This is a genomic window from Bradyrhizobium sp. STM 3561 (genome assembly GCF_045571455.1).
GTDB lineage: Bacteria > Pseudomonadota > Alphaproteobacteria > Rhizobiales > Xanthobacteraceae > Bradyrhizobium > Bradyrhizobium vignae.
In genome coordinates, this window is the sequence record NZ_CP120695.1 from 6,562,077 (window position 1) to 6,588,146 (window position 26,070).

The 26,070-nt window shown below is 65.1% G+C and carries 23 protein-coding genes; 10 read left to right on the forward strand and 13 right to left on the reverse strand.

What is annotated here, in order from left to right; all coding sequences use genetic code 11:
* Positions 1-77: 77 nt before the first annotated feature.
* From P6U28_RS31110 to P6U28_RS31145, 8 genes are all read right to left on the reverse strand, one after another.
* Positions 78-3,035 (reverse strand): 2-oxoglutarate dehydrogenase E1 component, encoded by a 2,958-nt coding sequence (locus P6U28_RS31110; RefSeq protein WP_129146186.1) that lies wholly within the window; start codon positions 3,033-3,035, stop codon positions 78-80.
* A 136-nt stretch (positions 3,036-3,171) separates the two neighbouring features.
* Positions 3,172-4,056, reverse strand: coding sequence for a succinate--CoA ligase subunit alpha (sucD, locus tag P6U28_RS31115; RefSeq protein WP_407120426.1), 885 nt, complete (start codon positions 4,054-4,056; stop codon positions 3,172-3,174).
* A 34-nt stretch (positions 4,057-4,090) separates the two neighbouring features.
* Positions 4,091-4,570 carry a DUF1579 domain-containing protein gene (locus P6U28_RS31120; protein ID WP_122400406.1) on the reverse strand — a complete coding sequence of 160 codons (480 nt, stop codon included), beginning with the start codon at positions 4,568-4,570 and terminating at the stop codon, positions 4,091-4,093.
* A gap of 4 nt (positions 4,571-4,574) precedes the next feature.
* Positions 4,575-5,771, reverse strand: a complete 1,197-nt coding sequence (gene sucC / locus P6U28_RS31125; protein ID WP_122400405.1) for an ADP-forming succinate--CoA ligase subunit beta — start codon at positions 5,769-5,771, stop codon at positions 4,575-4,577.
* A gap of 225 nt (positions 5,772-5,996) precedes the next feature.
* Positions 5,997-6,965, reverse strand: a complete 969-nt coding sequence (gene mdh, locus P6U28_RS31130; RefSeq protein ID WP_129146184.1) for a malate dehydrogenase — start codon at positions 6,963-6,965, stop codon at positions 5,997-5,999.
* A 250-nt stretch (positions 6,966-7,215) separates the two neighbouring features.
* Entirely contained in the window at positions 7,216-8,403 is a 1,188-nt protein-coding gene (gene zapE, locus P6U28_RS31135) for a cell division protein ZapE (protein WP_122400403.1), read from the reverse strand.
* Between the two features lie 195 nt (positions 8,404-8,598).
* Entirely contained in the window at positions 8,599-9,135 is a 537-nt protein-coding gene (gene thpR / locus P6U28_RS31140) for an RNA 2',3'-cyclic phosphodiesterase (protein ID WP_122400402.1), read from the reverse strand.
* Between the two features lie 173 nt (positions 9,136-9,308).
* Positions 9,309-9,944, reverse strand: a complete 636-nt coding sequence (locus tag P6U28_RS31145; RefSeq protein ID WP_164937258.1) for an arylesterase — start codon at positions 9,942-9,944, stop codon at positions 9,309-9,311.
* Between the two features lie 55 nt (positions 9,945-9,999).
* On the opposite strand from P6U28_RS31145, the gene P6U28_RS31150 reads away from it, so the two are divergent.
* The 4 genes from P6U28_RS31150 (at position 10,000) to P6U28_RS31165 (ending at position 15,142) form a co-directional block, all read left to right on the forward strand.
* The gene (locus tag P6U28_RS31150; protein WP_129146182.1) at positions 10,000-10,722 is read left to right on the forward strand and encodes an ABC transporter ATP-binding protein; all 723 of its coding nucleotides are present in this window, start codon (positions 10,000-10,002) and stop codon (positions 10,720-10,722) included.
* Positions 10,719-13,289, forward strand: coding sequence for an ABC transporter permease (locus tag P6U28_RS31155; protein WP_129146181.1), 2,571 nt, complete (start codon positions 10,719-10,721; stop codon positions 13,287-13,289). The genes P6U28_RS31150 and P6U28_RS31155 overlap by 4 nt, the downstream gene beginning before the upstream one ends.
* A gap of 272 nt (positions 13,290-13,561) precedes the next feature.
* Entirely contained in the window at positions 13,562-14,353 is a 792-nt protein-coding gene (locus tag P6U28_RS31160; RefSeq protein ID WP_025575992.1) for a Bax inhibitor-1/YccA family protein, read from the forward strand.
* A 258-nt stretch (positions 14,354-14,611) separates the two neighbouring features.
* Positions 14,612-15,142 (forward strand): GNAT family N-acetyltransferase, encoded by a 531-nt coding sequence (locus P6U28_RS31165; RefSeq protein ID WP_129145081.1) that lies wholly within the window; start codon positions 14,612-14,614, stop codon positions 15,140-15,142.
* Between the two features lie 145 nt (positions 15,143-15,287).
* Here the strand turns inward: P6U28_RS31165 and P6U28_RS31170 are convergent, their stop codons facing one another.
* The 3 genes from P6U28_RS31170 to acnA form a co-directional block, all read right to left on the reverse strand.
* On the reverse strand, positions 15,288-15,656 hold the full coding sequence (locus P6U28_RS31170; protein ID WP_129145080.1) for a DUF2794 domain-containing protein: 369 nt from the start codon (positions 15,654-15,656) through the stop codon (positions 15,288-15,290).
* Between the two features lie 579 nt (positions 15,657-16,235).
* Entirely contained in the window at positions 16,236-17,012 is a 777-nt protein-coding gene (locus P6U28_RS31175) for a thioredoxin family protein (protein ID WP_122400395.1), read from the reverse strand.
* A 228-nt stretch (positions 17,013-17,240) separates the two neighbouring features.
* Positions 17,241-19,961, reverse strand: coding sequence for an aconitate hydratase AcnA (gene acnA / locus P6U28_RS31180; RefSeq protein WP_122400394.1), 2,721 nt, complete (start codon positions 19,959-19,961; stop codon positions 17,241-17,243).
* A gap of 241 nt (positions 19,962-20,202) precedes the next feature.
* On the opposite strand from acnA, the gene ccmA reads away from it, so the two are divergent.
* From ccmA to P6U28_RS31205, 5 genes are all read left to right on the forward strand, one after another.
* Positions 20,203-20,805 (forward strand): heme ABC exporter ATP-binding protein CcmA, encoded by a 603-nt coding sequence (ccmA, locus tag P6U28_RS31185; protein ID WP_129145084.1) that lies wholly within the window; start codon positions 20,203-20,205, stop codon positions 20,803-20,805.
* A 259-nt stretch (positions 20,806-21,064) separates the two neighbouring features.
* Positions 21,065-21,733 carry a heme exporter protein CcmB gene (gene ccmB, locus P6U28_RS31190; RefSeq protein WP_129145078.1) on the forward strand — a complete coding sequence of 223 codons (669 nt, stop codon included), beginning with the start codon at positions 21,065-21,067 and terminating at the stop codon, positions 21,731-21,733.
* 76 nt (positions 21,734-21,809) lie between these two features.
* The gene (locus tag P6U28_RS31195; RefSeq protein ID WP_122400392.1) at positions 21,810-22,595 is read left to right on the forward strand and encodes a heme ABC transporter permease; all 786 of its coding nucleotides are present in this window, start codon (positions 21,810-21,812) and stop codon (positions 22,593-22,595) included.
* Positions 22,592-22,777: a heme exporter protein CcmD gene (gene ccmD, locus P6U28_RS31200; protein WP_122400391.1), complete on the forward strand. Its 186-nt coding sequence runs from the start codon at positions 22,592-22,594 to the stop codon at positions 22,775-22,777. Before P6U28_RS31195 ends, ccmD begins: the two co-directional genes overlap by 4 nt.
* On the forward strand, positions 22,774-23,367 hold the full coding sequence (locus P6U28_RS31205) for a DsbE family thiol:disulfide interchange protein (protein ID WP_129145077.1): 594 nt from the start codon (positions 22,774-22,776) through the stop codon (positions 23,365-23,367). Before ccmD ends, P6U28_RS31205 begins: the two co-directional genes overlap by 4 nt.
* Positions 23,368-23,503: 136 nt before the next feature.
* Here P6U28_RS31205 and P6U28_RS31210 read toward each other — a convergent pair whose 3' ends face one another.
* Entirely contained in the window at positions 23,504-24,106 is a 603-nt protein-coding gene (locus tag P6U28_RS31210; protein ID WP_122400389.1) for a septation protein A, read from the reverse strand.
* 122 nt (positions 24,107-24,228) lie between these two features.
* Positions 24,229-25,173, reverse strand: coding sequence for a signal recognition particle-docking protein FtsY (ftsY, locus tag P6U28_RS31215; protein WP_129145076.1), 945 nt, complete (start codon positions 25,171-25,173; stop codon positions 24,229-24,231).
* 58 nt (positions 25,174-25,231) lie between these two features.
* Here ftsY and P6U28_RS31220 point away from each other — a divergent pair, with 58 nt between their 5' ends.
* Positions 25,232-25,933 (forward strand): RluA family pseudouridine synthase, encoded by a 702-nt coding sequence (locus P6U28_RS31220; RefSeq protein WP_162500533.1) that lies wholly within the window; start codon positions 25,232-25,234, stop codon positions 25,931-25,933.
* Positions 25,934-26,070 lie beyond the last annotated feature (137 nt).

Sequence of the window (26,070 nt, forward strand, 5' to 3'; positions counted from 1 at the left end):
GCCGCGTCGTACTGGATGCCCCGCCCCCGTGCGCAATTGCGCACTGGGCGGGGCATGACAGAGTCCTAAAGAACTTCTCAGCTCAGTGCTTCGTCCAGGAACGCCTTCAGCTGCGCCTGATGCTTGGACATCAGACCCGTGGCGGTCGCGGCGGAAGCGGCGCGGCCGACATAACGCGGACGCCGGCTCGCACCGTTCACCTGGTTCAGCACCCATTCCAGATAGGGCTCGATGAAGTGCCAGGCGCCCATGTTGCGCGGCTCTTCCTGGCACCACACCACTTCGGCCTTCTTGAAGCGCGACAGCTCGGCCACCAGCGCCTTCAGCGGCACCGGATAGAGCTGCTCGACGCGCATCAGATAGATGTCATCGATGCCGCGCCTCTCGCGCTCCTCGTAGAGGTCGTAATAGACCTTGCCGGAGCACAGCACGATGCGGCGGATCTTCTCGTCCGGAACGAGCTTGACCGCTTCGTTCGGCAGCATCTGGGCGTCATCGTAAAGGATGCGGTGGAAGGTCGTGCCCTTCGCGAGCTCCTCGAGACGCGACACCGCCCGCTTGTGGCGCAGCAGCGACTTCGGCGTCATCATGATCAGCGGCTTGCGGATCTCGCGATGCAGCTGCCGGCGCAGCACGTGGAAGTAGTTCGCCGGCGTGGTCGGGTAGACCACCTGCATGTTGTCTTCCGCGCACATCTGCAGGTAACGCTCGAGACGCGCCGAGGAATGCTCCGGCCCCTGGCCTTCATAGCCGTGCGGCAGCAGGCAGACGAGACCGGACATGCGCAGCCATTTGCGTTCGCCCGAGGAGATGAACTGGTCGAACACGACCTGCGCGCCGTTGGCGAAATCGCCGAACTGGGCCTCCCACAGCGTCAGCGTGTTCGGCTCGGCGAGCGAGTAGCCGTATTCGAAGCCGAGCACGGCCTCTTCCGACAGCAGCGAGTTGATGACCTCGTAATGGCCCTGCTCGCCGCCGAGATGGTTGAACGGCGTGTAGCGGCTTTCGTCCTCCTGGTCGATCAGGACCGAGTGGCGCTGCGAGAAGGTGCCGCGCTCCGAATCCTGTCCAGACAGGCGGACGTGGTGTTTTTCGTTCAGCAGCGAGCAGAACGCCAACGCCTCGCCGGTCGCCCAGTCGATACCGGTACCAGTGTCGATCGCCTTCGAGCGGTTATCGAGGAAACGCTGGATGGTGCGGTGAACGCGGAAGCCGTCCGGCACCTTGGTGATCTTGCGGCCGATGTCCTTCAGCGTGGCGATATCGACGCCGGTGACGCCGCGCCGCGCATCCTCTTCCTGGTCGGCGATCTTGAAGCCGGCCCACTTGCCGTCGAGCCAGTCGGCCTTGTTCGGCTTGTAGGAGGTGCCGGCCTCGAACTCGGCATCGAGCCGCGCGCGCCAGTCGGCCTTCAGCTTGTCGACCTCGCCCTCGGTGACCACGCCCTCGGCGATCAGGCGCTTGGCATAGAGCGACAGCGTCGACGGATGGGCCGCGATCCGCTTGTACATGACCGGCTGCGTGAACGCCGGCTCATCGCCCTCGTTGTGGCCGTAGCGCCGATAGCACCACATGTCGATGACGACGGGCTTGTGGAATTTCTGCCGGAACTCGGTCGCGACCTTGGCGGCGAACACGACGGCTTCTGGATCGTCGCCGTTCACGTGGAAGATCGGCGCGTCGATCATCTTCGCCACATCGGACGGATAGGGCGAGGAGCGCGAGTAACGCGGATAGGTGGTGAAGCCGATCTGGTTGTTGACGATGAAGTGCACGGAGCCGCCGGTGCGGTAGCCCTTCAGGTCGGACAGGCCGAAGCACTCGGCGACCACGCCCTGGCCGGCGAACGCGGCGTCGCCATGCATCAGGAGCGGCATCACGGAGATGCGCATGTCCGGCGGATCGCCGTGCTGGTCCTGCTTGGCGCGGACCTTGCCGAGCACGACGGGATCGACGATCTCGAGATGCGAGGGGTTGGCGGTCAGCGACAGGTGGATGCGGTTGCCGTCGAACTCGCGGTCCGAGGAAGCGCCGAGGTGATACTTGACGTCGCCGGAGCCTTCGACGTCTTCCGGGTTGGCGGAGCCGCCCTTGAACTCGTGGAACAGCGCGCGGTGCGACTTGCCCATCACCTGCGTCAGCACGTTGAGGCGGCCGCGATGCGGCATGCCGAGCACGATCTCCTTCACGCCGAGATTGCCGCCGCGCTTGATGATCTGCTCCAGCGCGGGGATCAGGGATTCGCCGCCGTCGAGGCCGAAACGCTTGGTGCCGGTGAACTTGGTGTCGCAGAACTTCTCGAAGCCTTCGGCTTCGACCAGCTTCATCAGGATGGCTCTGCGGCCTTCGCGCGTGAACGAGATCTCCTTATCGGGTCCCTCGATGCGCTCCTGGATCCAGGCCTTCTGCGCGGCATTGCTGATATGCATGAACTCGACGCCGAGCGTCTGGCAGTAGGTGCGCTCGCAGATCGCGACGATATCGCGCAGCGTGCCGTATTCCAGGCCGAGCACGTGATCGAGGAAGATCTTGCGGTCGTAATCGGCTTCGCTGAAGCCGTAGGTGCGCGGGTCGAGCTCTTCGCGGTTGCGCTGGGCTTCGATGCCGAGCGGGTCGAGCTTGGCGTGGAAGTGGCCGCGCATGCGGTAGGAGCGGATCAGCATCAGGGCGCGAACGGAGTCGCGCGTGGCCTGGAGGACATCGGCGGAAGAGATATCGGCGCCCTTGGCCTGGGCCTTGGCGGCGATCTTGGCGCCGACCGCCTTCTCGACCTCGGCCCAATTGCCGTCGAGCGCGGAGGTCAGATCGTCCCGCGGGGTCAGCGGCCAGTTGTCGCGCTCCCAGGACGGTCCTTCCGCGTTCTTGCTGATGTCAGCGGGCTGGTCGTTGAGGCTCTTGAAGAACTCCTGCCACTCGGCGTCGACCGAGGTCGGGTCCTTCTCGTAGCGGGCGTAGATTTCGTCGATGTAGGTGGCGTTGGTGCCCTGCAAAAAGGATGACAAGGCAAAGGCTGCGTTCGCGTCCTGGCGAGACATACTTGAGTTCCTGGCGATTTCGGTTCGCGCATAACAAACGGCGCTGGCGCCGAGCTCCCCGACAGGGCTCGACGCGACAGGCACCCTTTACCCTATTTGCTGCGAAACTTCGCCCGGAAAAGCACGAAGAAGTGAATTAGTCCTTCAACTTTTCGGCAAGCGTATGGCCGAGGCGCGCGGGCGAAGGGGACACTGTAATCCCTGCCGATTTCATCGCCTCGGTCTTGGAACCGGCGTCGCCCTTGCCGCCCGAGATGATCGCGCCGGCATGGCCCATGCGGCGGCCGGGAGGGGCCGTGACGCCCGCGATGAAGCCGACCATCGGCTTCTTGCGGCCGCGCTTGGCCTCGTCCTTGAGGAACTGGGCGGCGTCCTCCTCGGCGGAACCGCCGATCTCGCCGATCATGATGATCGATTCGGTCTTGGGGTCGGCGAGCAGCATCTCCAGCACGTCGATGAACTCGGTGCCCTTGACCGGGTCGCCGCCGATGCCGACCGCGGTGGTCTGGCCGAGGCCTTCCTGGGAGGTCTGGAACACGGCCTCATAGGTCAGCGTGCCCGAGCGGGAGACGATGCCGACCGAGCCGGTCTTGAAGATATTGGCGGGCATGATGCCGATCTTGCACTCGCCGGCGGTCATGACGCCCGGGCAGTTCGGCCCGATCAGGCGCGACTTGGAGCCGATCAGCGAGCGCTTCACGCGCACCATGTCGATAACAGGAATGCCCTCGGTGATGCAGACGATCAGCGGGATCTCGGCGTCGATGGCTTCGCAGATCGCGTCCGCCGCGCCCGGCGGCGGGACGTAGATCACCGACGCGTCGGCGCCGGTCTTCTCACGCGCCTCGCGCACGGTGTCGAACACCGGCAGGCCCAGATGCGTCGAGCCGCCTTTGCCCGGCGAGGTGCCACCGACCATCTTGGTGCCGTAGGCGATCGCGGCCTCGGAATGGAAGGTGCCGTTCTTGCCGGTGAAGCCCTGGCAGATGACCTTGGTGTTCTTGTCGATCAGGATGGACATGAGGTCTGCTTTCGCGAACTAACGAGTGAGAGGGTCAGTGGATGCGGCGGTAGACGCCGGTGAGGACGTCGGACCAGCCTTCCGCGTCCGGCGAGAACTGGATCTTCAACGAATAGGAATTGTCGTCGATGATCTCGTAGACGTGGCGCGCATTGCCGCGAAGCGAGCCGCGCACCAGCGTCAGGGTCTTGCCGACCCATCCGCCGGAGGCGGGCGAGGGCGGCGTGTAGCCGAGCGAATCGTACCAGAACAGTTTGTAGGTCCGGTCGTCGCGATCGTAGGTGAAGATGCCGTGGGTGGCGAAGACCTGCTTGCCCTCGCGCATCTGGACACCGTCCTGGATCAGATAGAATCCGTTGAGGTCCATGCGCGCGACGACGTGAGAGGTCGCCGGTCCGCCCTCCGTCCAGCGCGACGGAAAGACCACCTCTTCGCCAGTCCATTCGCCGGCGAACGCGGCGAGACGCGCATGCTCGGGGAGCGGAGATGATGCGGCGAGATGGTCCTGGGCCATGGCCTTAGCCTCCCTTGACGGCCTTCACGATCTTCTGCGCGGCGTCGTCGAGATTGTCGGCCGGCACCACGTTGAGGCCGGATTCGCGGATGATCTTCTTGCCGAGCTCGACATTGGTGCCTTCGAGACGGACCACCAGCGGCACGCTGAGACCGACCTCGCGCACCGCGGCCGTGACGCCCTCGGCGATCACGTCGCACTTCATGATGCCGCCGAAGATGTTGACCAGGATGCCCTTCACGTTCGGATCGGCGGTGATGATCTTGAATGCGGCCGCGACCTTCTCCTTGCTGGCGCTGCCGCCGACGTCGAGGAAGTTCGCCGGCGCCATGCCGTAGAGCTTGATGATGTCCATCGTCGCCATGGCAAGACCGGCGCCGTTGACCATGCAGCCGATGTTGCCGTCGAGCGCGACGTAGTTGAGGTCGTACTTGGACGCCTCGATTTCTTTGGCGTCTTCCTCGGTCTCGTCGCGCAGCGCGAGCACCTCAGGATGACGGAACAGCGCGTTGTCGTCGAACGACACCTTGGCGTCGAGCACGCGGAGCTGGCCCTGCTTGGTCACGACCAGCGGGTTGATCTCCAGCATCGACATGTCCTTGGCGACGAAGGCGGCATAGAGCTGCGCCGTGAGCTTCTCGGCCTGCTTGGCGAGATCACCGGAGAGCTTGAGCGCCTTCGCAACCGTGCGGCCGTGATGGCCCATGATTCCGGTGGCGGGATCGACTGAGAAGGTCACGATCTTCTCGGGCGTGTTGTGCGCGACGTCCTCGATGTTGACGCCGCCTTCGGTCGAGACGACGAAGGAGACGCGCGAGGTCTCGCGGTCGACCAGGATCGAGAGATAGAACTCCTTGTCGATGTCGGAGCCGTCCTCGATGTAGAGGCGGTTGACCTGCTTGCCGGCCGGGCCGGTCTGCACCGTCACCAGGGTTGCGCCCAGCATCTGCTTGGCGAATTCGGCGACCTCGGCGGCCGATTTGGCGATGCGGACACCGCCCTTGTCGCCGGCCGAGGCTTCCTTGAACTTGCCCTTGCCGCGCCCGCCGGCGTGGATCTGGCTCTTCACCACCCAGACCGGGCCGGGCAGCGCCTTGGCCGCAGCTTCTGCGTCGGCGGCTTTGAGGACCGGCACGCCCTTGGAGATCGGCACGCCGAACTCGTTCAGCAGCGCTTTGGCCTGATATTCATGGATATTCATATGGTCGCTCCCTGAACCCGCGGGCGGTGACCCCATGGGCCCACCTCAGTCTTGTGGCTGGCATACCATATACCACAGGAACTGCAACCCGGATTCTTTGCCTTCAAGATCTCTGGACTGCGAACCGGAGCCCCGCCCAGCCTTCAACAAGGGTTGCAGCCGGGGTCCGGAAGTGAAACCGCCGAAGACCGGATTTCGATCTTCGGCGGGGTATCTGCTTGCGCCTTAGCGGCCGAGAAGGTCGGGGGCGATCTTCTTGCAGGCGTCGACCAGGCCCTGCACGGCACCGACCGACTTGTCGAAGGCCTCGCGGTCCTTGCCGGCGAGGTCGATCTCAACCACGCGCTCGACGCCCTTGGAGCCGATCACGACGGGCACGCCGACATACATGTCCTTCACGCTGTATTCGCCATTGAGATAGGCGGCGCAGGGCAGCACGCGCTTCTTGTCCTTCAGATAGCTCTCGGCCATCGCGATCGCCGACGCGGCCGGGGCGTAGAAGGCCGAGCCGGTCTTGAGCAAATTGACGATCTCGGCGCCGCCGTTGCGGGTGCGGTCGACGATCTCGTCGAGGCGCGCCTGCGAGGTCCAGCCCATCTTGACGAGGTCGGGCAGCGGAATGCCGGCGACGGTGGAGTACTTCACCAGCGGCACCATGGTGTCGCCATGGCCGCCGAGCACGAAGGCGGTGACGTCCTCGACCGAGACGTTGAACTCGTCGGCCAGGAAATAGCGGAAGCGCGCCGAGTCCAGCACGCCGGCCATGCCGACGACCTTCTTGTGCGGCAGGCCCGAGGCCTTCTGCAGCGCCCAGACCATCGCGTCGAGCGGGTTGGTGATGCAGATGACGAACGCGTCCGGAGCGTACTTCTTGATGCCGGCACCCACCTGCTCCATGACCTTGAGGTTGATGGAGAGGAGGTCGTCGCGACTCATGCCGGGCTTGCGCGGCACGCCGGCGGTGACGATGCAGACCTTGGCGTTGTCGAGCGCCTCGTAGGAGTTCGCGCCGGTGTAGTGCGCGTCGAAGCCGTCGACCGGCGAGGACTGCGCGATGTCGAGCGCCTTGCCCTGCGGCACGCCCTCGGCGATGTCGAACATCACGACGTCGCCCAGTTCTTTCAGGCCGATGAGGTGAGCCAGCGTTCCGCCGATCTGACCGGAGCCAATCAAAGCAATCTTGTCGCGCGCCATGTGAACCTGTCCTTTAGACACGTAAGGAGGGGAAAACTGAGACGGGTGGTTATCCCTTTCGCCTTCCCCGTTCAAGTCGCCCAATGCCCAATTGTCGGGCTTGCCGACGTCTCGGGCACGCAGCCCCCTCGTTCCGGGATGCGCCGATAGGCGCAGGCCCGGAATGCATCGGGCGACAGAGCTTGTGGCCCGATGGATTCCGGGTTCGCGCTTCGCGCGTCCCGGAATGACAGCGCTAGCGAAATAGGACTTAAGTCTCCACCAGACCTTTGGTCGAGCCGCTGGCGGTGGAATCCTTGCGGCCGTGAGGCAGCGCCAGATAGGATTCCGAGCTCATCTCGATCAGGCGCGAGGCGGTCCGCTTGAACTCCATGGCCTCATTGCCCTCGGTGGCGAGGTAGAGCGAGATCGGATTGGCGTCGGCCGAAGCCATCAGCTTCACGGCGTTGTCATAGAGCGTATCGATCAGCGTGATGAACCGCTTGGCGGCGTTGCGCTGGGAGAAGTCCATGACTGGAATATGGTCGACCAGGATGGTGTGATACTCGTGCGCCAGCCTGAGGTAATCGGATGCACCCAGCGGCTTCTCGCAGAGATCGGCGAAGGAGAACCGCGCCACGCCGTGGGCCGAGCACGGCACGTGCAGGATGCGGCCCTTGATCGAAATGTCGCGCGGCCTGCATTGTGCCCCACCTGACATCCGCTTCCAGGCACGGTCGAGCGCGGCGTCCGCATCGCCATCCGCCGGTGTCAGCCACATCGGCACGCCCTGCAGTTTCTCCAACCGGAAGTCGGTGCGGGCATCGAGCCGCGCGACGTCCATGTGATCGGTGATCTGCTTGATGAAGGGCAGGAACAGCGAGCGGTTCAAGCCACCCTTGTAGAGATCGTCGGGCGCGACGTTGGAGGTCGCAACCACGACGGTGCCGAGATCGAACAATTTCGCGAACAGGCGGCCCAGGATCATCGCGTCGGCGATGTCGGTGACGTGGAATTCGTCGAAGCAGAGCAGCCAGCTCTCCTCAAAGATCGCATTTGCGGTCAGCGCGATGACGTCGCCATCGGCGATCTCGCCGCGCGCGATGCTCTGGCGATAGTCGTAGATGCGCTCGTGCACGTCCGCCATGAATTCGTGGAAATGCGCGCGGCGCTTGTGCTCGACCGAGCAGTGCTGGAAGAACAGATCCATCAGCATGGTCTTGCCGCGGCCGACCTCGCCATGGATGTAGAGCCCGCGCGGGGCATCATCCTTGTCGCCGCTGCCGAACAGGCGGCTGAGCAGGCCCTGCTTGCGCAGCGGCTTGTAAGTGGCGAGCCGCTGGTCGAGCGCCGCATAGGCCTCGGCGACCTCGGCCTGCGCGGCATCGGGCTCGATCGCGCCAGAGGCGATCTCGGCCTGGTATGCCTCGCGGAATGGGGAACTGGGGGTGGAGAGCATGGCCCTTTACCGCCAGAGACGGACGGAAATTGCAAGCCGTCAATTGGTGCGGGGCGCTATGCGTTCTGAGTCCCGGACGCGCTGCAGCGCTCTTGCGCTGCTGCGCAGAGACGGCCCCCTATTTCGTCCATAGCCAAAATTCATTCATCGCGGAGCGCTGGGCCCCGCCTCTGCGGCCGGGGCACGGAAGCTGCGCTACTCACACAGTTCGTAGGCGTCCTCGACCACATACGGGCCGCCGCCCGTGGAGGCGCGCGAGGAGAACAGCACGAAGCGTTCGGCCATGAACGCCTTGCTTGGGAAGTAGCCGCGCAGCGAGAGATAGTCGGCGACGTCGCGGTCGGAGGCGTCGTGCAGCCGGGCCAGCGTGACGTGCGGAATGAACTTGCGTCCCTCCGGGTCGAGGCCGATCCGCTGCATCATGCGTTCGAGCTCGGCCTGCAATTCCATCAGCGGCTTGCTCGGCACGATGGTCGCGACCACCGCGCGCGGCTTGCGGCCGCCGAAGCTGGTGAGGCCCTGCACCTTCACCTCGAATGGCTTGCGGTCGACGCGAAACAGCATCGAGGCGATCTCGTTGGCGGAAGCGCCGTCGATGTCGCCGATGAAGCGCAAGGTGACGTGATAATTTTCGGGATCGATCCAGCGGGCGCCGGGGAGGCCACCCCTCAAGTTGGAAAGCGACTGGCCGATCTCGGCCGGAATTTCCAGACCCGTGAACAAACGCGGCATCGTTTCGCACTCCCGATGCTTGGGTACAGCCCTCGAGCTGAGGACCATATCCAAATTAGAGCCGGCGACGAATCACCGGTACCCTGATTCCTATCGCAGTTGTGTGACTCTGCGAAGCTTCGCCCGCCTCACCCCCGTAAATCCCTGGGAGTTCGGGTTGGGACTGCCCGCTTTCAACGCCGCTGCTCAGCGATCGTGCCAATGAATGCCTCCACCATGGGCATGATCCTGCCGACGATGATGTCGACGCCGGCCGCAGTCGGATGAATGCCGTCGGCCTGATTGAGCTTGGCGTCGGCCGCAACGCCATCGAGGAAGAACGGATAGAGCGGCACATCGAATCGTTTCGCCAGATCCGGATAAATCGAATTGAAGCGCGCCGCATAGTCCGCGCCGTAATTCGGCGGCGCCAGCATGCCGCACAGCATCACCGCGATCTTGCGCGCCTTCAGGCGCTGGATGATCTCGGTCAACGCGGCGCGCGTCACATCGGGATCGATGCCGCGCAGCGCGTCGTTGGCGCCGAGCTCGACGATGACGCCATCGGTTCCGTCGGGCACCGACCAGTCGAGCCGGTCGCGGCCGCCGGAGGTGGTGTCGCCGGACACCCCGGCGTTGGTCATGTCGACCTCTATGCCCTTGATCTGCAAGGATTTTTTAAGCTTTTGCGGGAACGCCTCCTGGGCCGGGAGGCCAAGACCGGCGCTCAAGGAATCGCCGAGAACGACAAGCTTGACCGGTTTCGTCGCGCCCGCCCAAGCGGGGGACGCAATGGTCATCACGGCGAGCATCAACACGGCTATGTGCATGAACAATCCGTAACGCCTCTCGACCCCGCGTGCGGAGTTGCCATATGACCGGACCATGGACACGCGCATCAATTCCTCTTCGCTCGCCACGACCGCGATGGACACCATCGCCATCTCCAACGTCAATCTCTCATTGGGCACGGGCGCGGCACGCGTTCATATCCTGAAGGATATCAGCCTGCGCGTCGCCTCGGGCGAGACGATCGGCCTGATCGGCCCGTCAGGCTCGGGCAAATCCACGCTGCTGATGGTGATGGCGGGGCTGGAACGTCCTGATAGCGGAGAGGTGGTGGTCAATGGCACGGCTTTCAATGCCCTCGACGAGGACGCGCTGGCGCGCTTCCGCGGCCGCCAGGTCGGCATCGTCTTCCAGTCCTTCCACCTGATCCCGACCATGACGGCGCTGGAGAACGTCGCGGTGCCGCTCGAGCTTGCCAGCGATCCCGATGCTGCGAGGCGCGCGGCGCAGGAGCTGCAATCGGTCGGGCTCGGCGATCGCCTGCATCACTACCCGACGCAGCTCTCCGGCGGCGAGCAGCAGCGCGTGGCGCTGGCGCGCGCGCTGGCGCCCGATCCCGCCATCCTCGTCGCCGACGAGCCCACCGGCAATCTCGACGAGGCAACGGGAAAGCAGATCGTCGATCTCCTGTTCAGCAAGCACGCCGAGCGCGGCATGACCTTGGTGCTGGTGACGCACGATTCCTCGCTCGCGCAACGCTGCGATCGCGTCATCCGCCTGCGCTCCGGGCGCATCGACACGCAGTCGGCGCCGGCATGAGCGCAGCTGTCGAATCGTTCGCGAAGCCGGGCGGCGTCGCGCTCTCGTTGCGTTACGCCCTGCGCGAATTGCGCGGGGGCTTGCGCGGCTTCTATGTCTTCATCGCCTGCATCGCGCTCGGCGTGATGGCGATCGCCGGCGTCGGCTCGGTGTCGGCGAGCCTCTCCGACGGTCTCGCCCGCGAGGGCCGCACGCTGCTCGGCGGCGACGTCTCCTTCGTGCTGTTCCAGCGCGAGGCCAAGCCGGAGGAGGTCGCCTTCCTGCGCTCGCGCGGCACCGTCTCGACCGCCGCGACCCTGCGCGGCATGGCGCGCTCGGCTGATGGCAAGCTCGCGCTGGTCGAGATGAAGGCCGTCGACGACACCTATCCGATGCTGGGCCAGCTGACACTGGCACCGCCGCTACCGATGGCCGATCTGCTCGCGATGCGTGACGGCGCGTTCGGCGCCGCGGCCGATCCGACGCTGCAAGCGCGGCTGTCGCTTAGGAACGGTGACCGCCTCACGATCGGGTCCGCAACGTTCCAGATCCGCGCCACCGTCGAAGCCGAACCCGACAAGCTCGCCGGCGGCATCGGCTTCGGCCCGCGCTTCCTGATCAGCGAGGAGGCCTTGCGCGCCACCGGCCTGATCCAGCCCGGCAGCCTGGTGCGCTGGGTCTACCGGGTCAAGCTGCCCGATACCGCGAATAACGAGCGCGCCACCGAAGCCTTCATCGCGGACGCGCGCAGCGCCGCGCCGCAGGCCGGCTGGGAGATCCGCAGCCGCTCCAACGCCTCGCCGCAACTCGAGCGCAACATCAGCCGTTTTACCCAGTTCCTGACGCTGGTCGGCCTCGCCGCGCTGCTGGTCGGCGGCGTCGGCGTTGCCAATGCCGTGAAGAGCCATATCGATCGTCGGCTCGAGGTGATCGCGGCCCTCAAGGCCGTCGGCGCGACCGGAGGCGACGTGTTCGGCATCTATCTGGCGCAAGTGATCCTGCTTGCGGGCATCGGTTCGGTGATCGGCCTTGCGCTCGGCGCGGCGATGCCCTTCGCCATCGTCGGGCTGTTCGGCAAGCTCTTGCCGCTGCCGGTGGTGCCGGCGGTGCATGCCGACGAGCTCGCACTGTCCTTCGTCTATGGCCTGCTCACAGCGCTCGCCTTCGGCCTGTGGCCGCTCGGGCGCGTGCATGACGTGCCGGTGGCGGCGCTGTTCCGCGACACCATCAGCTCCGAATGGCACCGGCCGCGCGCGAGTTATCTGGGCCTCATGGGCGTGGTGATCGCGCTGCTGATCACGGTCGTGATCGGCCTGTCGTTCGACAAGCGCATCGCCGCAGTGTTCGTGGCCTCCTCCGTCGTCGTGTTCGCCCTGCTGCGCGGCATCGCCGCCCTGCTGATGACGATCGCGCGGCGGCTGCCGCGGACGCGGCTGCCAATGCTGCGGCTCGCGATCGCCAACATCCACCGGCCGGGCGCGCTGACGCCGTCGGTCGTGCTGTCGCTCGGGCTCGGGCTCGCCGTGCTCGTCACCATCACCCAGATCGACGGCAATCTGCGGCGGCAGTTCCTCGCGGCGCTGCCCGATCGCGCACCCTCGTTCTTCTTCATCGACATTCCGAGCGCGCAGGCCGAGCAGTTCGACGGCTACCTGCGCCAGATCGCGCCAGGCGCGACGGTCGAGGACGTGCCGATGCTGCGCGGGCGCATCGTCGCCGCGCGCGGCGTGCGCGCCGAGGAGCTCAAGCCCACCACCGATTCCGAATGGGTGCTGCAGAGCGACCGCGGCCTGACCTATACGGCCGAGCTGCCGAAGGGTTCGAAGGTGGTCGAGGGCGAGTGGTGGAGCGCGGACTATTCCGGCCCGCCGCTGGTCTCGATGGAGAAGAAGATCGCCGACGGTTTAGGCCTCAAGCTCGGGGACGAGGTGGTGGTCAACGTGCTCGGCCGCGACATCCCGGCGAAGATCAGCAATCTGCGCAACATCGACTGGCAGGGGATGGGCATCAATTTCGTCCTCGTGTTCTCGCCCAACGCCTTCAAGGGCGCGCCGCACACCCATATCGCGACGCTGACGGAGACGGGCGGAAATGCGGCAGGCGACGGCAAGATCATCAAAGAGGTCGCCGACGCCTACCCTATGGTGACGAGCGTGCGCGTGCGCGAGGTGATGGAGACGGTCGGCTCGGTCGTGACCAATCTGGCGCTGGCGATCCGCGGCGCCAGCGCCGTGACCCTGATCTCGGCGATCCTGGTGCTGGGCGGGGCGCTCGCCGCCGGCCACCGTCACCGGGTCTATGATGCGGTGATCCTGAAGACGCTGGGCGCGACGCGGCTGCGGCTGCTCGGCGCCTATGCGCTCGAATACCTCCTGATCGGGCTCGCCACCGCGGTGTTCGGCGTGATCGCCGGCAGCATCGCCGCCTGGATGATCGTGACGCGGCTGATGACGCTGAGCTTCGTCTGGCAGGCCGGCAGCGCGGCCGGCGTGGTCGCGGCCGCCCTGGTCGTCACCGTCGGGCTCGGGCTCGCCGGCACGCTGCTGGCGTTGAACAAAAAGCCGGCCACGGTGTTGCGGAATTTGTGACAAATGGTAGCGGCTAACCGCAAGGGAGCGAAATCGCACGATTCCTTGCGATTAACCACGGTCCGCTCGTCGGGATTGCGGGCGAGGGCGACATTCGGCCGCGCGTGGACGGTTGCAGCGAATGTGTTAGTTTCCCACATATCGAATGGGTTCGGAGCCCCGATTGTTAGCCAAAATTTAGTCGGCTGGCATCGGTATCCGAGATAGAGTTTGACGAACCGGCGGCATGGCGACCCTCGTGCCGGACCGGACCAACCAACGGGAATTCGACCATGTCGGACCTAGACCGTAACTACGCTTCTCCTTTCGGCAGGGCCGCCGGGCGTGTTGACGCCGCGACGGTCGACGCCGGCCTGCGCGCTTACATGCTGCGCATCTACAACTACATGAGCATCGGCCTCGCCATCACCGGCCTTGCCGCGCTCGGCGTCTACATGGCCGCCGTGACCGACGTTCCGACCCCGGAAGCGGTCCGCGTCGGCAAGCTGTTCCTGACGCCGTTCGGCTACGCGATGTTCGTCAGCCCGCTGAAGTGGCTGTTCATGCTCGCGCCGCTGGCGATGGTGTTCGTGATCTCGGCGGGCATCAATCGCCTCGCCCCCTCGACCGCCCAGATCCTGTTCTGGGTGTTCTCGGCGCTGATGGGAATCTCGCTGTCGTCGATTTTCCTGGTGTTCACCCACACCTCGATCGTGCGGGTGTTCTTCATCACGGCGGCGACCTTCGGTGCGCTCAGCCTCTACGGCTACACCACCAAGCGTGACCTGACCGGGATGGGCTCCTTCCTGTTCATGGGCCTGATCGGCATCATCATCGCGAGCCTGGTGAACCTGTTCCTGGCCAGCTCGATGCTGCAGTTCATCGTCTCGGTGGTCGGCGTGCTGGTGTTCGCGGGCCTCACCGCCTGGGATACCCAGCGGCTGAAGAACGACTACATCTACGGCTACGCCTCGGCCGGCGGTGACATCGCAGAGCGTGCGGCCATCACCGGCGCGCTGTCGCTGTACTTGAACTTCATCAACCTGTTCACGCTGCTGCTGCAGCTCCTCGGCCAGCGCGATTAAGCTCTGGGACGAGAGAAGGACACAAAACCCCGGCCGCGAGGCCGGGGTTTTTGTTTGGGCGTGGCTGCCGCCACATACTCCGTCATTGCGAGGAGCTCGCGACAAAATTGCGTAGCGATTTTGCGCTGATGCGACGAAGCAATTCAGAGTGCCTCCGCGGATGCATTTCTGGATTTGCTTCGCTGCGTTCGCAATGACGGCGGGGAAGCAGCGTTGCCCCCTTCCAGCAGTCGCAGGAAGGCTCTAATCTCAGCCCCCATGTCCGCACCTGAAATCAGGCCCACCACCGAGGCCGACCTTCCCGCCATTACCGCCATCTACCAACAGGCCGTCCGCGAGGGCACCGCGACGTTCGAGCTGGAGCCGCCCGATCTTGCCGAGATGACGCGCCGCTATCGTGCGCTGATCGAGGGCGGCTATCCCTATTTCGTCGCCATGCTGGACGGGCGCGTGGCCGGCTACGCCTATGCCGGCGCCTACCGCCCGCGGCCGGCCTATCGTTTTACGGTGGAGAACTCGATCTATCTCGATCCCTCCTTCCACCGCCGCGGTGTCGGCACTCTGCTGCTGGAACGGCTGATCGCCGAAAGCGAGGCGCGCGGCTTCCGCCAGATGATCGCGGTGATCGGCGATTCCGCCAATGCCGGATCGATCGGCGTGCACACCAGGGCCGGCTTCAAGATGATCGGCACGCATCCCAATGTCGGGCTGAAATTCGGCCGCTGGCTGGACACGGTGATGATGCAGCGCGATCTCGGCGAGGGGGCGAGGAGCGTGCCGGGGAATTAGTTCCGCACTGCACAGTCATTCCGGGGCGCGCGTCAGCGCGAACCCGGAAATCCAGAGGTTGTGGACAAGCTCGAGATTCTCAGGCGCGCAACGGCGCGCCGGAGTTCGCGACTTCGTCGCGCCCGGGAATGACGACCAACGGTCGTCACACCAAGGCCAGCTTGCGATCGATCACCAGCAGCACGCGCTCGAGTTCGTGGCCGCGGCGCAGGATCAGGCCCGTCGCCGAGATCACGCTGTACATGCCCTGCTTGCGCGCGAGCCGCGGATCCTTCTCGATGCGATAGATCGGGACTTCCGAGGCGCGGCGATAGACCGAGAACACCGCGCGGTCCTTCAGGAAGTCGATGGCGTAGTCGCGCCACTCGCCGTCGGCGACCATGCGGCCATAGAGATTGAGAATACGATGCAGCTCGAGCCGGTTGAACGTCACCCGGTTCGGCTGCGCATTCGCGGCGGAGCGCGCCGCCGCGCGCTGCTCGCTCGGATCGGCATCCTCCGAGATCAGGCTCATGGGAAGCGCCTCCTCATCGCACTGCAATGAACCGCATCCGCGAAAACCGTCCCCGGAACCGCGTTCATGACAATCGCATGATCGCGCCAACCGTTCCGCACCGCAAGGGGTTCAACCGATCGAATTGGACGGGGATCGGGACGCACGCACTGGTGGAACTCTGTCGCGGCAAACCGTCACGGGATCGTGCTCAAGAATCTTAGTCTCGCCGCTTTTCCGCCAAGCGCCTGCCGCCCTGCAATGCGAAAAGAATCGCGTGCGTTGACCCGGTCCTTTCGGTTCCGGATTCCTCAGCCCCCAGCCCCCCGGGGTCGAACAGGATCGGGTCTGTACGCACGGCAAGGAGGGCCAACGCAAGTTGGTCCTTTTTGGTTTGTGTCGGGATGTTTCCGGCGCCCCCTCTCTCCGAACATCCGCGCGAAGATTCCCTCCCCTCATCCCAAGGGCCGCGCCTTCGCGCAGCGTCTCGAAGGATGCAAGGCCGAGCTGCATCAGCGGGGGCCTTGCATGGTTCGAGACGCGCGCAAGGGTGCGCTCCTCACCATGAGGAGTGGGAGCGAACGTAGCGATAGAAACGAATCAATGCAGCGACGTGTACGCCGCGCCCAGCATCGGGCCCGGCTTCTCACGACTGCCGTCCTGGACGTACACCACCGCGCCGTCGACGCCGTCGCGCGTGAGGTTCTCGATCGGCACCGTCCAGCTTTCCGGACGCCCGGTCCAGTCGCCGACCTTGAGCAGGTTGCGCACCACGTTGTGATAGGTGACCTGCTGTCCGCGATTCTCGCCGCGGGTGATCGCGATCGGCACCGACTTGGCGATCGAGCAGATCCAGACTTCGCCGCGCGAGACCGTCGGCTCCTTGCTTGCGTCCACCGAGACGTTGATCTGCTTGCCCGAGAGTGACATCGTCACCGGCACGCTCATCACGCCGGCGCCCTTGTCGGTCTTGCCGATCGCACTCTCGATGCCCGCGCGGTCGCTGCCGATCACATGCGTGGAGCCGTTGACGACGACTTGCGGTGTGTAGACTTCGCGGTCGCCGCGCATGCGCGAATAGGCACGTTGCCGCGCAGAGAAGCGCGAATCCGCCAGCGTGTCCTTCCAGCCGAGATAGTCCCAATAATCGATCGGCATGCTCAGCGCGATGACCGAGGGATCCTTGGAGAGATCGCCGATGATCTGGTCGGCGGGCGGACAGGACGAACAGCCCTGCGAGGTAAATAATTCGACAACGGCGCGGGGATCAGCCTCGGCGGGGCGTATGACGGCGATGATCGCACAGATGCCGAGAGCTCCCGACCAGAGGGCACCAGACCAGCGGGAAATCGGATGAGTAGCCGTCATTGTCGTCATGTCGAACGCCGCACACCATTGCTCGTGAGAGGGAAATCTTATCGCCTGATGGTCACCGTAGTCTTACGGGGCGCGGCACATTCGTCCAAGCAACCGTCCAAGGGAGGTTTTCCGCCGGGCGGGCCCATCTGAAGCGTACCGCAAACGCGTGAAGGCGGCCTTTTGATAGGCCGCCTTCGTCAGGGCTTCTACTCACTTCGCAGTGAGCCATCGTTCACAAATCCGCGCTTACGCCGCGAGCTTGCGCAGCACGTAGTGCAGGATGCCGCCGTTGCGGTAGTAGTCGAGCTCGTCCAGCGTATCGATGCGGCAGAGCAGCGAAACGCGCTGCAACGAACCGTCGCCGGAGACGATCTCCGCGGTCAGCTTCTGACGCGGCCTGAGGTCGCCTTGCAGGCCGCGGATCGTCACCTTCTCGTCGCCCTTGAGGCCGAGCGACTGCCAGGAGGTGCCCTCCTCGAAGGTCAGCGGCAGCACGCCCATGCCGACCAGGTTGGAGCGATGGATACGCTCGAAGCTCTGGCAGATCACGGCGCGAACGCCGAGCAGGCGCGTACCCTTGGCGGCCCAGTCGCGCGAGGAGCCGTTGCCGTATTCGGCGCCGGCGAACACCACCAGCGGCACCTTCTCTTCCTGGTACTTCATCGCGGCGTCGTAGATCGACATCTGCTCGCCGTCGGGCCAGTGCTTGGTCAGACCGCCCTCAGGGATGTTTCCATCCGCGCCCTTGAGCATGAAGTTCTTGATGCGGATGTTGGCGAAGGTGCCGCGCATCATCACTTCGTGGTTGCCGCGACGCGTGCCGTACTGATTGAAATCGGCGGGGCGCACCTGATGCTCGCTGAGATATTTGCCGGCGGGCGAGGTGAGCTTGATCGAACCGGCCGGCGAGATGTGGTCGGTGGTGATCTTGTCGCCGAACATGGCGAGGATGCGCGCCTCGACGATGTCGGTGACCGGCTCCGGCTCCTTCTTCATGCCTTCGAAGTAAGGCGGGTTCTGCACATAGGTCGAAGACATGTTCCAGCGATAGGTCTCGCTCTCGACCGTCTTGATCTTGCGCCAGTTGGTATCGCCCTTGAACACGTCGGCATACTTCTTCTTGAAGATCGACGCGGTCACGAACTTCTTCATGAAGGCGTTGATCTCCTTGGCCGTCGGCCAGATGTCCTTCAGGTACACCGGCTTGCCGTCCTTGCCCTCGCCGAGCGGCTCGGTGGCGAGGTTCTTGGTGACGCTGCCGGCGAGCGCGTGCGCAACGACCAGCGGCGGCGAGGCCAGATAGTTCGCCTGCACGTCCGGCGAGACGCGGCCTTCGAAGTTGCGGTTACCGGAGAGCACGGCAGCGGCGACGATGCCGTTGTCGTTGATCGACTTCGAGATCTCCTCCGGCAGCGGACCGGAATTGCCGATGCAGGTGGTGCAGCCGAAGCCGACCAGGTTGAAGCCGACCTTGTCGAGATCCTTCTGGAGGCCGGAATTGGCGAGATACTCGGCCACGACCTGGCTGCCCGGGGCGAGCGAGGTCTTCACCCACGGCTTCGCTTTCAGGCCCTTGGCCGCCGCGTTACGCGCGAGCAGGCCCGCACCGATCAACACGCTGGGATTCGAGGTGTTGGTGCAGGAGGTGATCGCCGCGATCACGACGTCGCCATGGCCGAGATCGAAGTCCTTGCCTTCGACCGGGAAACGCTTCGCCGGCTCCTCGGCCTTCTTGTACTCGCTGGCGAGCGCGAGCGAGAAGCCTTCGGCCACCGAAGGCAGCGCGATGCGGCCTTCGGGACGCTTCGGGCCGGCCATCGACGGCACGACGTCGCCGAGGTCCAGTGTCAGCAACTCCGTGAACACCGGATCGGGCGACTTGGCGGTGCGGAACAGGCCCTGCGCCTTGGCATAGGCCTGCACCAGCGCGACGCGGGCCGAGGCACGGCCGGAGGTCTTGAGGTAGTCGAGCGCGGCGGCGTCGACCGGGAAGAAGCCGCAGGTCGCGCCGTATTCGGGCGCCATGTTGGCGATGGTCGCCTTGTCGGCGACCGAGAGGTGGTCGAGGCCGGGGCCGAAGAACTCGACGAACTTGCCGACCACGCCGAGCTTGCGCAGCATCTGCGTCACGGTCAGCACCAGATCGGTCGCAGTGACGCCTTCCTTCAGCGCGCCCTTCAGCTTGAAGCCGACGACGTTGGGCAGCAGCATCGACAGCGGCTGGCCGAGCATGCAGGCTTCCGCCTCGATGCCGCCGACGCCCCAGCCGAGCACGGCGAGACCGTTGACCATGGTGGTGTGGGAGTCGGTGCCGACCAGCGAATCGGGATAGGCGACCTCGAAGGTGCCGGTCTTCTTGCCGACCGTCATCTTCTCCTTCTTGGTCCAGACCGTCTGGGCCAGATATTCGAGGTTGACCTGGTGGCAGATGCCGGTGCCGGGCGGCACCACGGAGAAGTTCGAGAACGCCTTCTGACCCCACTTCAGGAACTCGTAGCGCTCCTGGTTCTGCTTGTATTCCTCGACGACGTTCTTGCCGAAGGCCTTGTTGTCACCGAAGAAGTTCACGATCACGGAGTGGTCGATGACGAGGTCGACCGGCACCAGCGGATTGATCTTCTCAGGCTCGCCGCCGAGCTTCTGCATCGCGTTGCGCATCGCGGCGAGGTCGACCACCGCGGGCACGCCGGTGAAGTCCTGCATCAGGACGCGCGCCGGGCGGAAGGCGATCTCATGCTCCAGCGACTTCTTGCGCAGCCATTTCGACACCGCGACGATGTCTTCCTTCTTGACCGAGCGGCCGTCCTCGTTGCGCAGCAGATTCTCGAGCAGGACCTTCATCGAATAGGGAAGCTTCGAAATTCCCTTCAGACCATTCTTCTCGGCTGTGGGCAGGCTGTAATAGACATAGGTCTTGGCGCCGACCTTGAGGGTCTTTTTGCATTTGAAGCTGTCGAGCGAGGTCATGTAGGAGATCCCAATTGTTAGTTATACCCGGCAGGGTATTTTAACACCGTCAGCGTATCAGGCTGGGCCGCTTGCAGGGGCAGGTTGAGTTGCTGCATCAACTAGTTCCGGGCTTATAGAAGCTTTCTAACCGCACCGCCACAGCCACAATCGTGCCGCAGCAACCGCTGAGCCAAAAATTCCCATGCGCTACCCCAAGATTTCCTGAGGCCTGGCTGTGAGCTGGTTGAAGCGAGGCGAGATGCGGCTGGCAGGTCATGGGCTCAGATGCGTGCGGGGCGGCCGCGAGGTGTTCGCCGGCCTCGATTTCGCGGCCGTTTCGGGCGAAGCCCTGGCGGTGATGGGTCGCAACGGATCGGGCAAGACCTCGCTGCTGCGGCTGATCGCGGGCCTGCTGGTTCCCGCCGGCGGGACGATCGCGCTGGACGGAGGCGTTGGCGAGCTGACCTTGGCGGAGCAGTGCCACTACCTCGGCCATCGCGATGCCCTGAAGCCGGCGCTGAGCGTTGAGGAAAATCTGGCATTTTGGGCTGATTTTCTCGGCGGCGAGCGTTTTGAGGCGGCCGAGAGCCTCGCCAAAGTCGGCCTCGACCATGCCACCCATTTGCCCGCAGCCTTCCTCTCCGCCGGCCAGCGCCGCAGGCTCTCGCTGGCCCGGCTGCTGACCGTGCGCCGCCCGGTCTGGCTCCTGGACGAGCCGACCACGGCGCTGGATGTGGCCGGCCAGGATATGTTCGGCGGCCTGATGCGTGAGCACCTGTCGCGCGGCGGCATGATCGTCGCCGCCACCCACGCGCCGCTCGGGATCGAATCGCGCGAGCTGCGGATCGGGGATACGGCGTGATTCCGATGCACCCTCAGCTTTCCAAGCGGCCTGGCGCCGCCCTCTCCGCTCCCTCGCCGCTCCCGCTTGCGGGAGAGGCCGGCATAGGCGGCCCTTGGCCGCCGTCCCTCAAAAACGCCGATGCTTTGCATCGGCTATGGCGCCGGATGGGCGTTCTCTCCTCTGGGGGAATCTTCGTTGTCGAGAAACCCTCTCCCCGGCCCTCCCCCGCACGCGGGGGAGGGAGCGCACCGCCCCTAGGGCACAATGGGAGCACCCCATGACCGCCCTGTCCGCCCTGATCCTCCGGGACATCAGGATCGCGCTTCGCGTCGGCGGCGGGGCGCTGATCGGGGTGCTGTTCTTCCTGACCGTGGTGGTGCTGATGCCGTTCGCGGTGGGGCCGGATCTGGCGCTGCTGTCGCGGCTGGGACCGGCGATCCTGTGGCTCGGCGCGCTCCTGGCGAGCCTGCTGACCCTGGACCGGCTGTTCATGGCCGACCACGAGGACGGCTCGCTCGACCTGATCACGATGGGCCGGATGCCGTTGGAGCTCGCCTGCGCCGCCAAGGCGCTGGCGCATTGGCTGGCCGCCGGCCTGCCGCTGATCGTCGCAACCCCGCTGCTCGGCCTTTTGCTCAACCTCGACATGGTCGCGACCGGTGCGGTGGCGCTGACGCTGCTTGCGGGAACCCCGGCCCTGACCTTCACTGGCATGATCGGTGCGGCGCTGGCGGTGACGCTGCACCGTGGCGGATTGCTGATGGCCGTTCTCGTGCTGCCGTTGTCGATTCCCGTGCTGATCTTCGGGGTGGCGGCCTCGCAGGCGGTGATCGTCGGCCCGATGACCTTCGGCGCGCCGTTCTCGATTCTATGCGCGCTCTCGCTGGTCAGCTTCGTGATCGGCCCGTTCGCGGCGGCGGCGAGCCTGCGGCATGGACTGGACTGACCTTGACCCCGATCAACTTTCGCGACGGACTTTCGTGCTGATTGCCTGAGCGGCCCCCGGTGACTATCACGATACCATGACGCTGATCGACCTCGCCAACCCCACCCGGTTCCTCGCGCTGACGGCGCGGGTGTTGCCCTGGCTCGCGGCTGCGACCGTCATCCTGCTCGCCATCGGCCTCTATCAATCCGCATACGCGCCGGACGACTATCAGCAGGGCGCGACCGTCAAGATCATGTTCATTCACGTGCCCAATGCCTGGCTGTCGATGTTCGTCTGGGGCGTGATGAGCATTGCCTCGCTGGGCACGCTGGTGTGGCGGCATCCGCTCGCCGACGTCGCCGCGAAAGCGGCTGCTCCGATCGGCGCCAGCTTCACTTTCCTCGCTCTGCTCACCGGCTCGCTGTGGGGCCGGCCGATGTGGGGCACCTATTGGGAATGGGATGCGCGGCTGACCTCCGTTCTGATCCTGTTCCTGATGTATCTCGGCCTGATGGCGCTGTGGCGTGCGGTCGACGATCCCTCGCGTGCGGCGCGCGCCGCCGCGGTGCTGACGCTGGTCGGCGCGATCAACCTGCCCATCATCAAGTTCTCGGTCGACTGGTGGAACACGCTGCACCAGCCGGCCTCGGTGATGCGCATGGGCGGCTCGACGCTCGACAAATCCTTCCTGATCCCGCTGCTCGTGATGGCGATCGCCTTCACGCTGCTGTTCGTCACGCTGCATTTGGCGGCAATGCGCAACGAGATCCTGCGCCGCCGCGTCCGCTCGCTGCAGATGATGCAGGCGAGCCGCGTCGCGTTCTCGAGCGAGTTGGGCACCGGCTCACATCAAGAAAACGCGTCAAAAGGGGCGGCGTGATCATGTCGCTCGGTCCTTACGCGTCTTTCATTGTGGCGTCTTACGCGGCTGCCGCACTCGTGATCGTGATCCTCATCGGGTGGGTCATGCTCGATTATCGCAGCCAGACGCAGCGCTTGCGCGAGCTGGAGGAGCGCGGCATCACCCGCCGGTCAGGCCGCAGCGCGACGGAGCGGCGATGAACGACCGGTCGAGCTCCGCGTCACCGCAGCGGCGCACCTTCCTGATGGCACTGCCGCTGATTGCCTTCCTCGGCCTCGCGCTGCTGTTCTGGTTCCGGCTCGGCAGCGGCGATCCCTCGCGAATTCCTTCGGCGCTGATCGGCCGGCCGGCGCCGCAGACGATGCTGCCGCCGCTCGAGGGCTTGCAGGCCGACAATGCGCCGGTGCCGGGGCTCGATCCCGCCGCCTTCAAAGGCAAGGTCACCCTGGTCAATGTCTGGGCGTCCTGGTGCGTGCCGTGCCATGACGAGGCGCCGCTCCTGACCGAGCTCGCCAAGGACAAGCGCTTCCAACTGGTCGGCATCAACTACAAGGACGCCTCCGACAACGCGCGGCGCTTCCTCGGCCGCTACGGCAACCCGTTCGGCCGCGTCGGCGTCGATGCCAACGGCCGCGCCTCGATCGAATGGGGCGTCTATGGCGTGCCAGAAACGTTCGTCGTCAGCCGCGAGGGCACCATCGCCTACAAGCTGGTCGGCCCGATCACGCCGGACAATTTGCGGACGGTGTTGATGCCGCAGCTGGAGAAGGCGTTGAAGGCGGGGAGCTGATCGCCGCGCTCGCGCCGCATACTCAACTGTCATCGCCGACTTGATCGGACGCCAGTCGGATACGAAGAGGCCGCAGCGTACTGGATGCCCCGCTCAAGCCCGGGCATGACAGCGATATGTGGAGCGACGCTTCGCCCTACCCCTTCCTGACATCCCCCGCTTCCGCCTCGCTTGCTTCCAGCGATGCCGGCGCGATCCCGTAGCGCTTGGTCAGCGGCATCTGGGCGATGGCGAAGATCATGGTCAGCGTGGTCACGCCAAACACCTTGAAGTTCACCCAGAAATCCGTGCTCTGGGTGCGCCAGATGATCTCGTTCAGCACGGCCAGGCCGGCGAAGAACAGCGCCCAGCGCAGCGTGAGGATACGCCAGCCCTGCGGCGTCAGGTTGAACATCTGGTCGAACATCACGGCGATGAAGGAGCGGCCGAACAGCAGGCCGCCGCCGAGGATCACGGCGAACAGGCCGTAGATGATGGTCGGCTTGACCTTGATGAAGGTCTCGTCGTGCAGCACCAGCGTCAGCGTGCCGAACACCAGCACGATAACGCCGGTCACGATCGCCATGATCGGGATGTGGCGCGTCACCACGTAGGAGGCGGCCATCGCCGCCACGATCGCAACCATGAAAGCGCCGGTCGCGGCGAACAGATTGAACTTCGCATTGACGAAGAAGAACACGAGCAGCGGACCGAGCTCGGTCGCAAGCTTGAACAGCGGATGCGGCTGGGTCTTGTCCATTCTCTCTTCCGTCTCTCCCATCCTTCGAGACGACCGCTTCGCGGTCTCCTCAGGATGAGGACCTCTTATGTGGCACGATCTCATCCTGAGGAGCCGCGCAAGCGGCGTCTCGAAGGATGAGGCTATTCGATTCCGGCGATGGCGCGGGCGAAGTCGCGCGCGGTGAACGGCGCGAGATCCTCGACGCCCTCGCCGACGCCGATGAAGTGCACCGGCAGCTTGAACTTCTCGGCGAGCGCCACCAGGATGCCGCCGCGCGCCGTGCCGTCGAGCTTGGTCATCACGAGGCCGGTGACCCCGGCGGTGCGATGGAAGGCCTCGACCTGCGACAGCGCGTTCTGGCCGACGGTGGCATCTAACACCAGCAGCACCGCATGCGGCGCGGTATCATCGACCTTGCGGATGACACGCACGACCTTCTCAAGCTCGTTCATCAGCTCGGCCTTGTTCTGCAGGCGGCCGGCGGTGTCGATCAGGAGCACGTCGATGTTCTGCTCCTTCGCCGCGGTCAGCGCGTTGAAGGCAAGGCTTGCCGAATCCGAGCCTTGTGCGGCCGCGATGACCGGCGTCTTCGTCCGCTCGCCCCAGACCTTGAGCTGCTCGATCGCGGCGGCGCGAAACGTATCGCCGGCGGCCAGCATCACCTTGCGGCCTTCGGATGCGAATTTCTGCGAGAGCTTTCCGATCGTGGTGGTCTTGCCGGAGCCGTTGACGCCGACGACGAGGATGACGAACGGCTTCTTGGCCGTGTCGATCTCGAGCGGTTTCGCGACCGGCGCGAGCACCTTCTCGACCTCGGTCGCAACGACGTCCTTGACCTCGTCCGCCGAGATTGCCTTGTCGTAGCGCCCCGCGCCGACGGCGTCGGCAATGCGCACCGCGACCTGTGTGCCGAGGTCGGCGCGCAGCAGCACGTCCTCGATGTCGTCGAGCATGGCGCGGTCGAGCTTGCGCTTGGTGACGAGGTCGGCGACCGCGGTCCCGAGCGAGGACGAGGTGCGCTTGAGCCCGTTGGACAGGCGGCGCCACCAGCTCAGTTTTGGGGTGTCGGAGGTGGTATCGTTCATGATGGCGTGTTAGCCGTTCCGGCCTGCAAACGAAAGTCTTGACCGAAAGTCGTTGTCCTTGCTCGATGTTCCCGAATTGACATCAGACGAAATCCTGGCGCGCGTGCTTCATCGCGACGGCTTGATGCTGGTGATCGACAAGCCGGCCGGCCTGCCGGTGCATCGCGGCCCCAAGGGCGGGCCGAACCTGGAAGCCTGCTTCGACGCGCTCCGTTTCGGTCTGCCGCGGCCGCCGGTGCTGGCCCACCGGCTGGACAAGGACACCTCGGGGTGCCTCGTGCTCGGCCGCCACCGCAAGGCAACCGCCTCGCTCGGCCTGCTGTTCAAGCACGGCAAGATCGGCAAGACCTACTGGACGGTGGTCGAGGGCGGCCCTGCCGAAGATGAGGGCACGATCGACATGCCGCTCGGCCGGCTCAATGCCGAACGCGGCTGGTGGCAGAAGCCGGATCCGGAAGGGCAGAAGGCGATCACCAATTGGAGGGTGATGGGCCGCGGCGACGGTTTCACCTGGCTCGCCATGGAACCCGTCACCGGCCGGACCCATCAATTGCGGGTGCATTCGGCCGCGACGGGCTGGCCGATCTTCGGCGATAACATTTACGGCAACGGCCCGCGCTTCGGCGAGCCGCGCCTGCATCTGCATTCCCGCGAGATCGTGGTGCCGATCTCCCGGAACAAGGAACCGATCCGCGTGGTGGCGCCGGCCCCGCCGCATATGCATGAGAAGCTCAGGGCCTGCGGGTGGAATGGGGAGTAACCCAACTGCCTGACCCTCATGGTGAGGAGGCCGCGCAGCGGCCGTCTCGAATCATGAAGCCCCGCTGCCAGACCTCGGCCTCTATCCTTCGAGACGCCCGCTTTCGCGGGCTCCTCAGGATGAGGATCACCATGGTT

What these genes read in the sequence shown, in the direction of transcription:
- P6U28_RS31110 (WP_129146186.1), bottom strand. Translation starts at nt 3,035, where the DNA reads ATGTCTCGCCAGGACGCGAACGCAGCCTTTGCCTTGTCATCCTTTTTG.
- sucD (WP_407120426.1), bottom strand. Translation starts at nt 4,056, where the DNA reads ATGTCCATCCTGATCGACAAGAACACCAAGGTCATCTGCCAGGGCTTC.
- P6U28_RS31120 (WP_122400406.1), bottom strand. Translation starts at nt 4,570, where the DNA reads ATGGCCCAGGACCATCTCGCCGCATCATCTCCGCTCCCCGAGCATGCG.
- sucC (WP_122400405.1), bottom strand. Translation starts at nt 5,771, where the DNA reads ATGAATATCCATGAATATCAGGCCAAAGCGCTGCTGAACGAGTTCGGC.
- mdh (WP_129146184.1), bottom strand. Translation starts at nt 6,965, where the DNA reads ATGGCGCGCGACAAGATTGCTTTGATTGGCTCCGGTCAGATCGGCGGA.
- zapE (WP_122400403.1), bottom strand. Translation starts at nt 8,403, where the DNA reads ATGCTCTCCACCCCCAGTTCCCCATTCCGCGAGGCATACCAGGCCGAG.
- thpR (WP_122400402.1), bottom strand. Translation starts at nt 9,135, where the DNA reads ATGCCGCGTTTGTTCACGGGTCTGGAAATTCCGGCCGAGATCGGCCAG.
- P6U28_RS31145 (WP_164937258.1), bottom strand. Translation starts at nt 9,944, where the DNA reads ATGCACATAGCCGTGTTGATGCTCGCCGTGATGACCATTGCGTCCCCC.
- P6U28_RS31150 (WP_129146182.1), top strand. Translation starts at nt 10,000, where the DNA reads ATGGACACGCGCATCAATTCCTCTTCGCTCGCCACGACCGCGATGGAC.
- P6U28_RS31155 (WP_129146181.1), top strand. Translation starts at nt 10,719, where the DNA reads ATGAGCGCAGCTGTCGAATCGTTCGCGAAGCCGGGCGGCGTCGCGCTC.
- P6U28_RS31160 (WP_025575992.1), top strand. Translation starts at nt 13,562, where the DNA reads ATGTCGGACCTAGACCGTAACTACGCTTCTCCTTTCGGCAGGGCCGCC.
- P6U28_RS31165 (WP_129145081.1), top strand. Translation starts at nt 14,612, where the DNA reads ATGTCCGCACCTGAAATCAGGCCCACCACCGAGGCCGACCTTCCCGCC.
- P6U28_RS31170 (WP_129145080.1), bottom strand. Translation starts at nt 15,656, where the DNA reads ATGAGCCTGATCTCGGAGGATGCCGATCCGAGCGAGCAGCGCGCGGCG.
- P6U28_RS31175 (WP_122400395.1), bottom strand. Translation starts at nt 17,012, where the DNA reads ATGACGACAATGACGGCTACTCATCCGATTTCCCGCTGGTCTGGTGCC.
- acnA (WP_122400394.1), bottom strand. Translation starts at nt 19,961, where the DNA reads ATGACCTCGCTCGACAGCTTCAAATGCAAAAAGACCCTCAAGGTCGGC.
- ccmA (WP_129145084.1), top strand. Translation starts at nt 20,203, where the DNA reads ATGCGGCTGGCAGGTCATGGGCTCAGATGCGTGCGGGGCGGCCGCGAG.
- ccmB (WP_129145078.1), top strand. Translation starts at nt 21,065, where the DNA reads ATGACCGCCCTGTCCGCCCTGATCCTCCGGGACATCAGGATCGCGCTT.
- P6U28_RS31195 (WP_122400392.1), top strand. Translation starts at nt 21,810, where the DNA reads ATGACGCTGATCGACCTCGCCAACCCCACCCGGTTCCTCGCGCTGACG.
- P6U28_RS31205 (WP_129145077.1), top strand. Translation starts at nt 22,774, where the DNA reads ATGAACGACCGGTCGAGCTCCGCGTCACCGCAGCGGCGCACCTTCCTG.
- P6U28_RS31210 (WP_122400389.1), bottom strand. Translation starts at nt 24,106, where the DNA reads ATGGACAAGACCCAGCCGCATCCGCTGTTCAAGCTTGCGACCGAGCTC.
- ftsY (WP_129145076.1), bottom strand. Translation starts at nt 25,173, where the DNA reads ATGAACGATACCACCTCCGACACCCCAAAACTGAGCTGGTGGCGCCGC.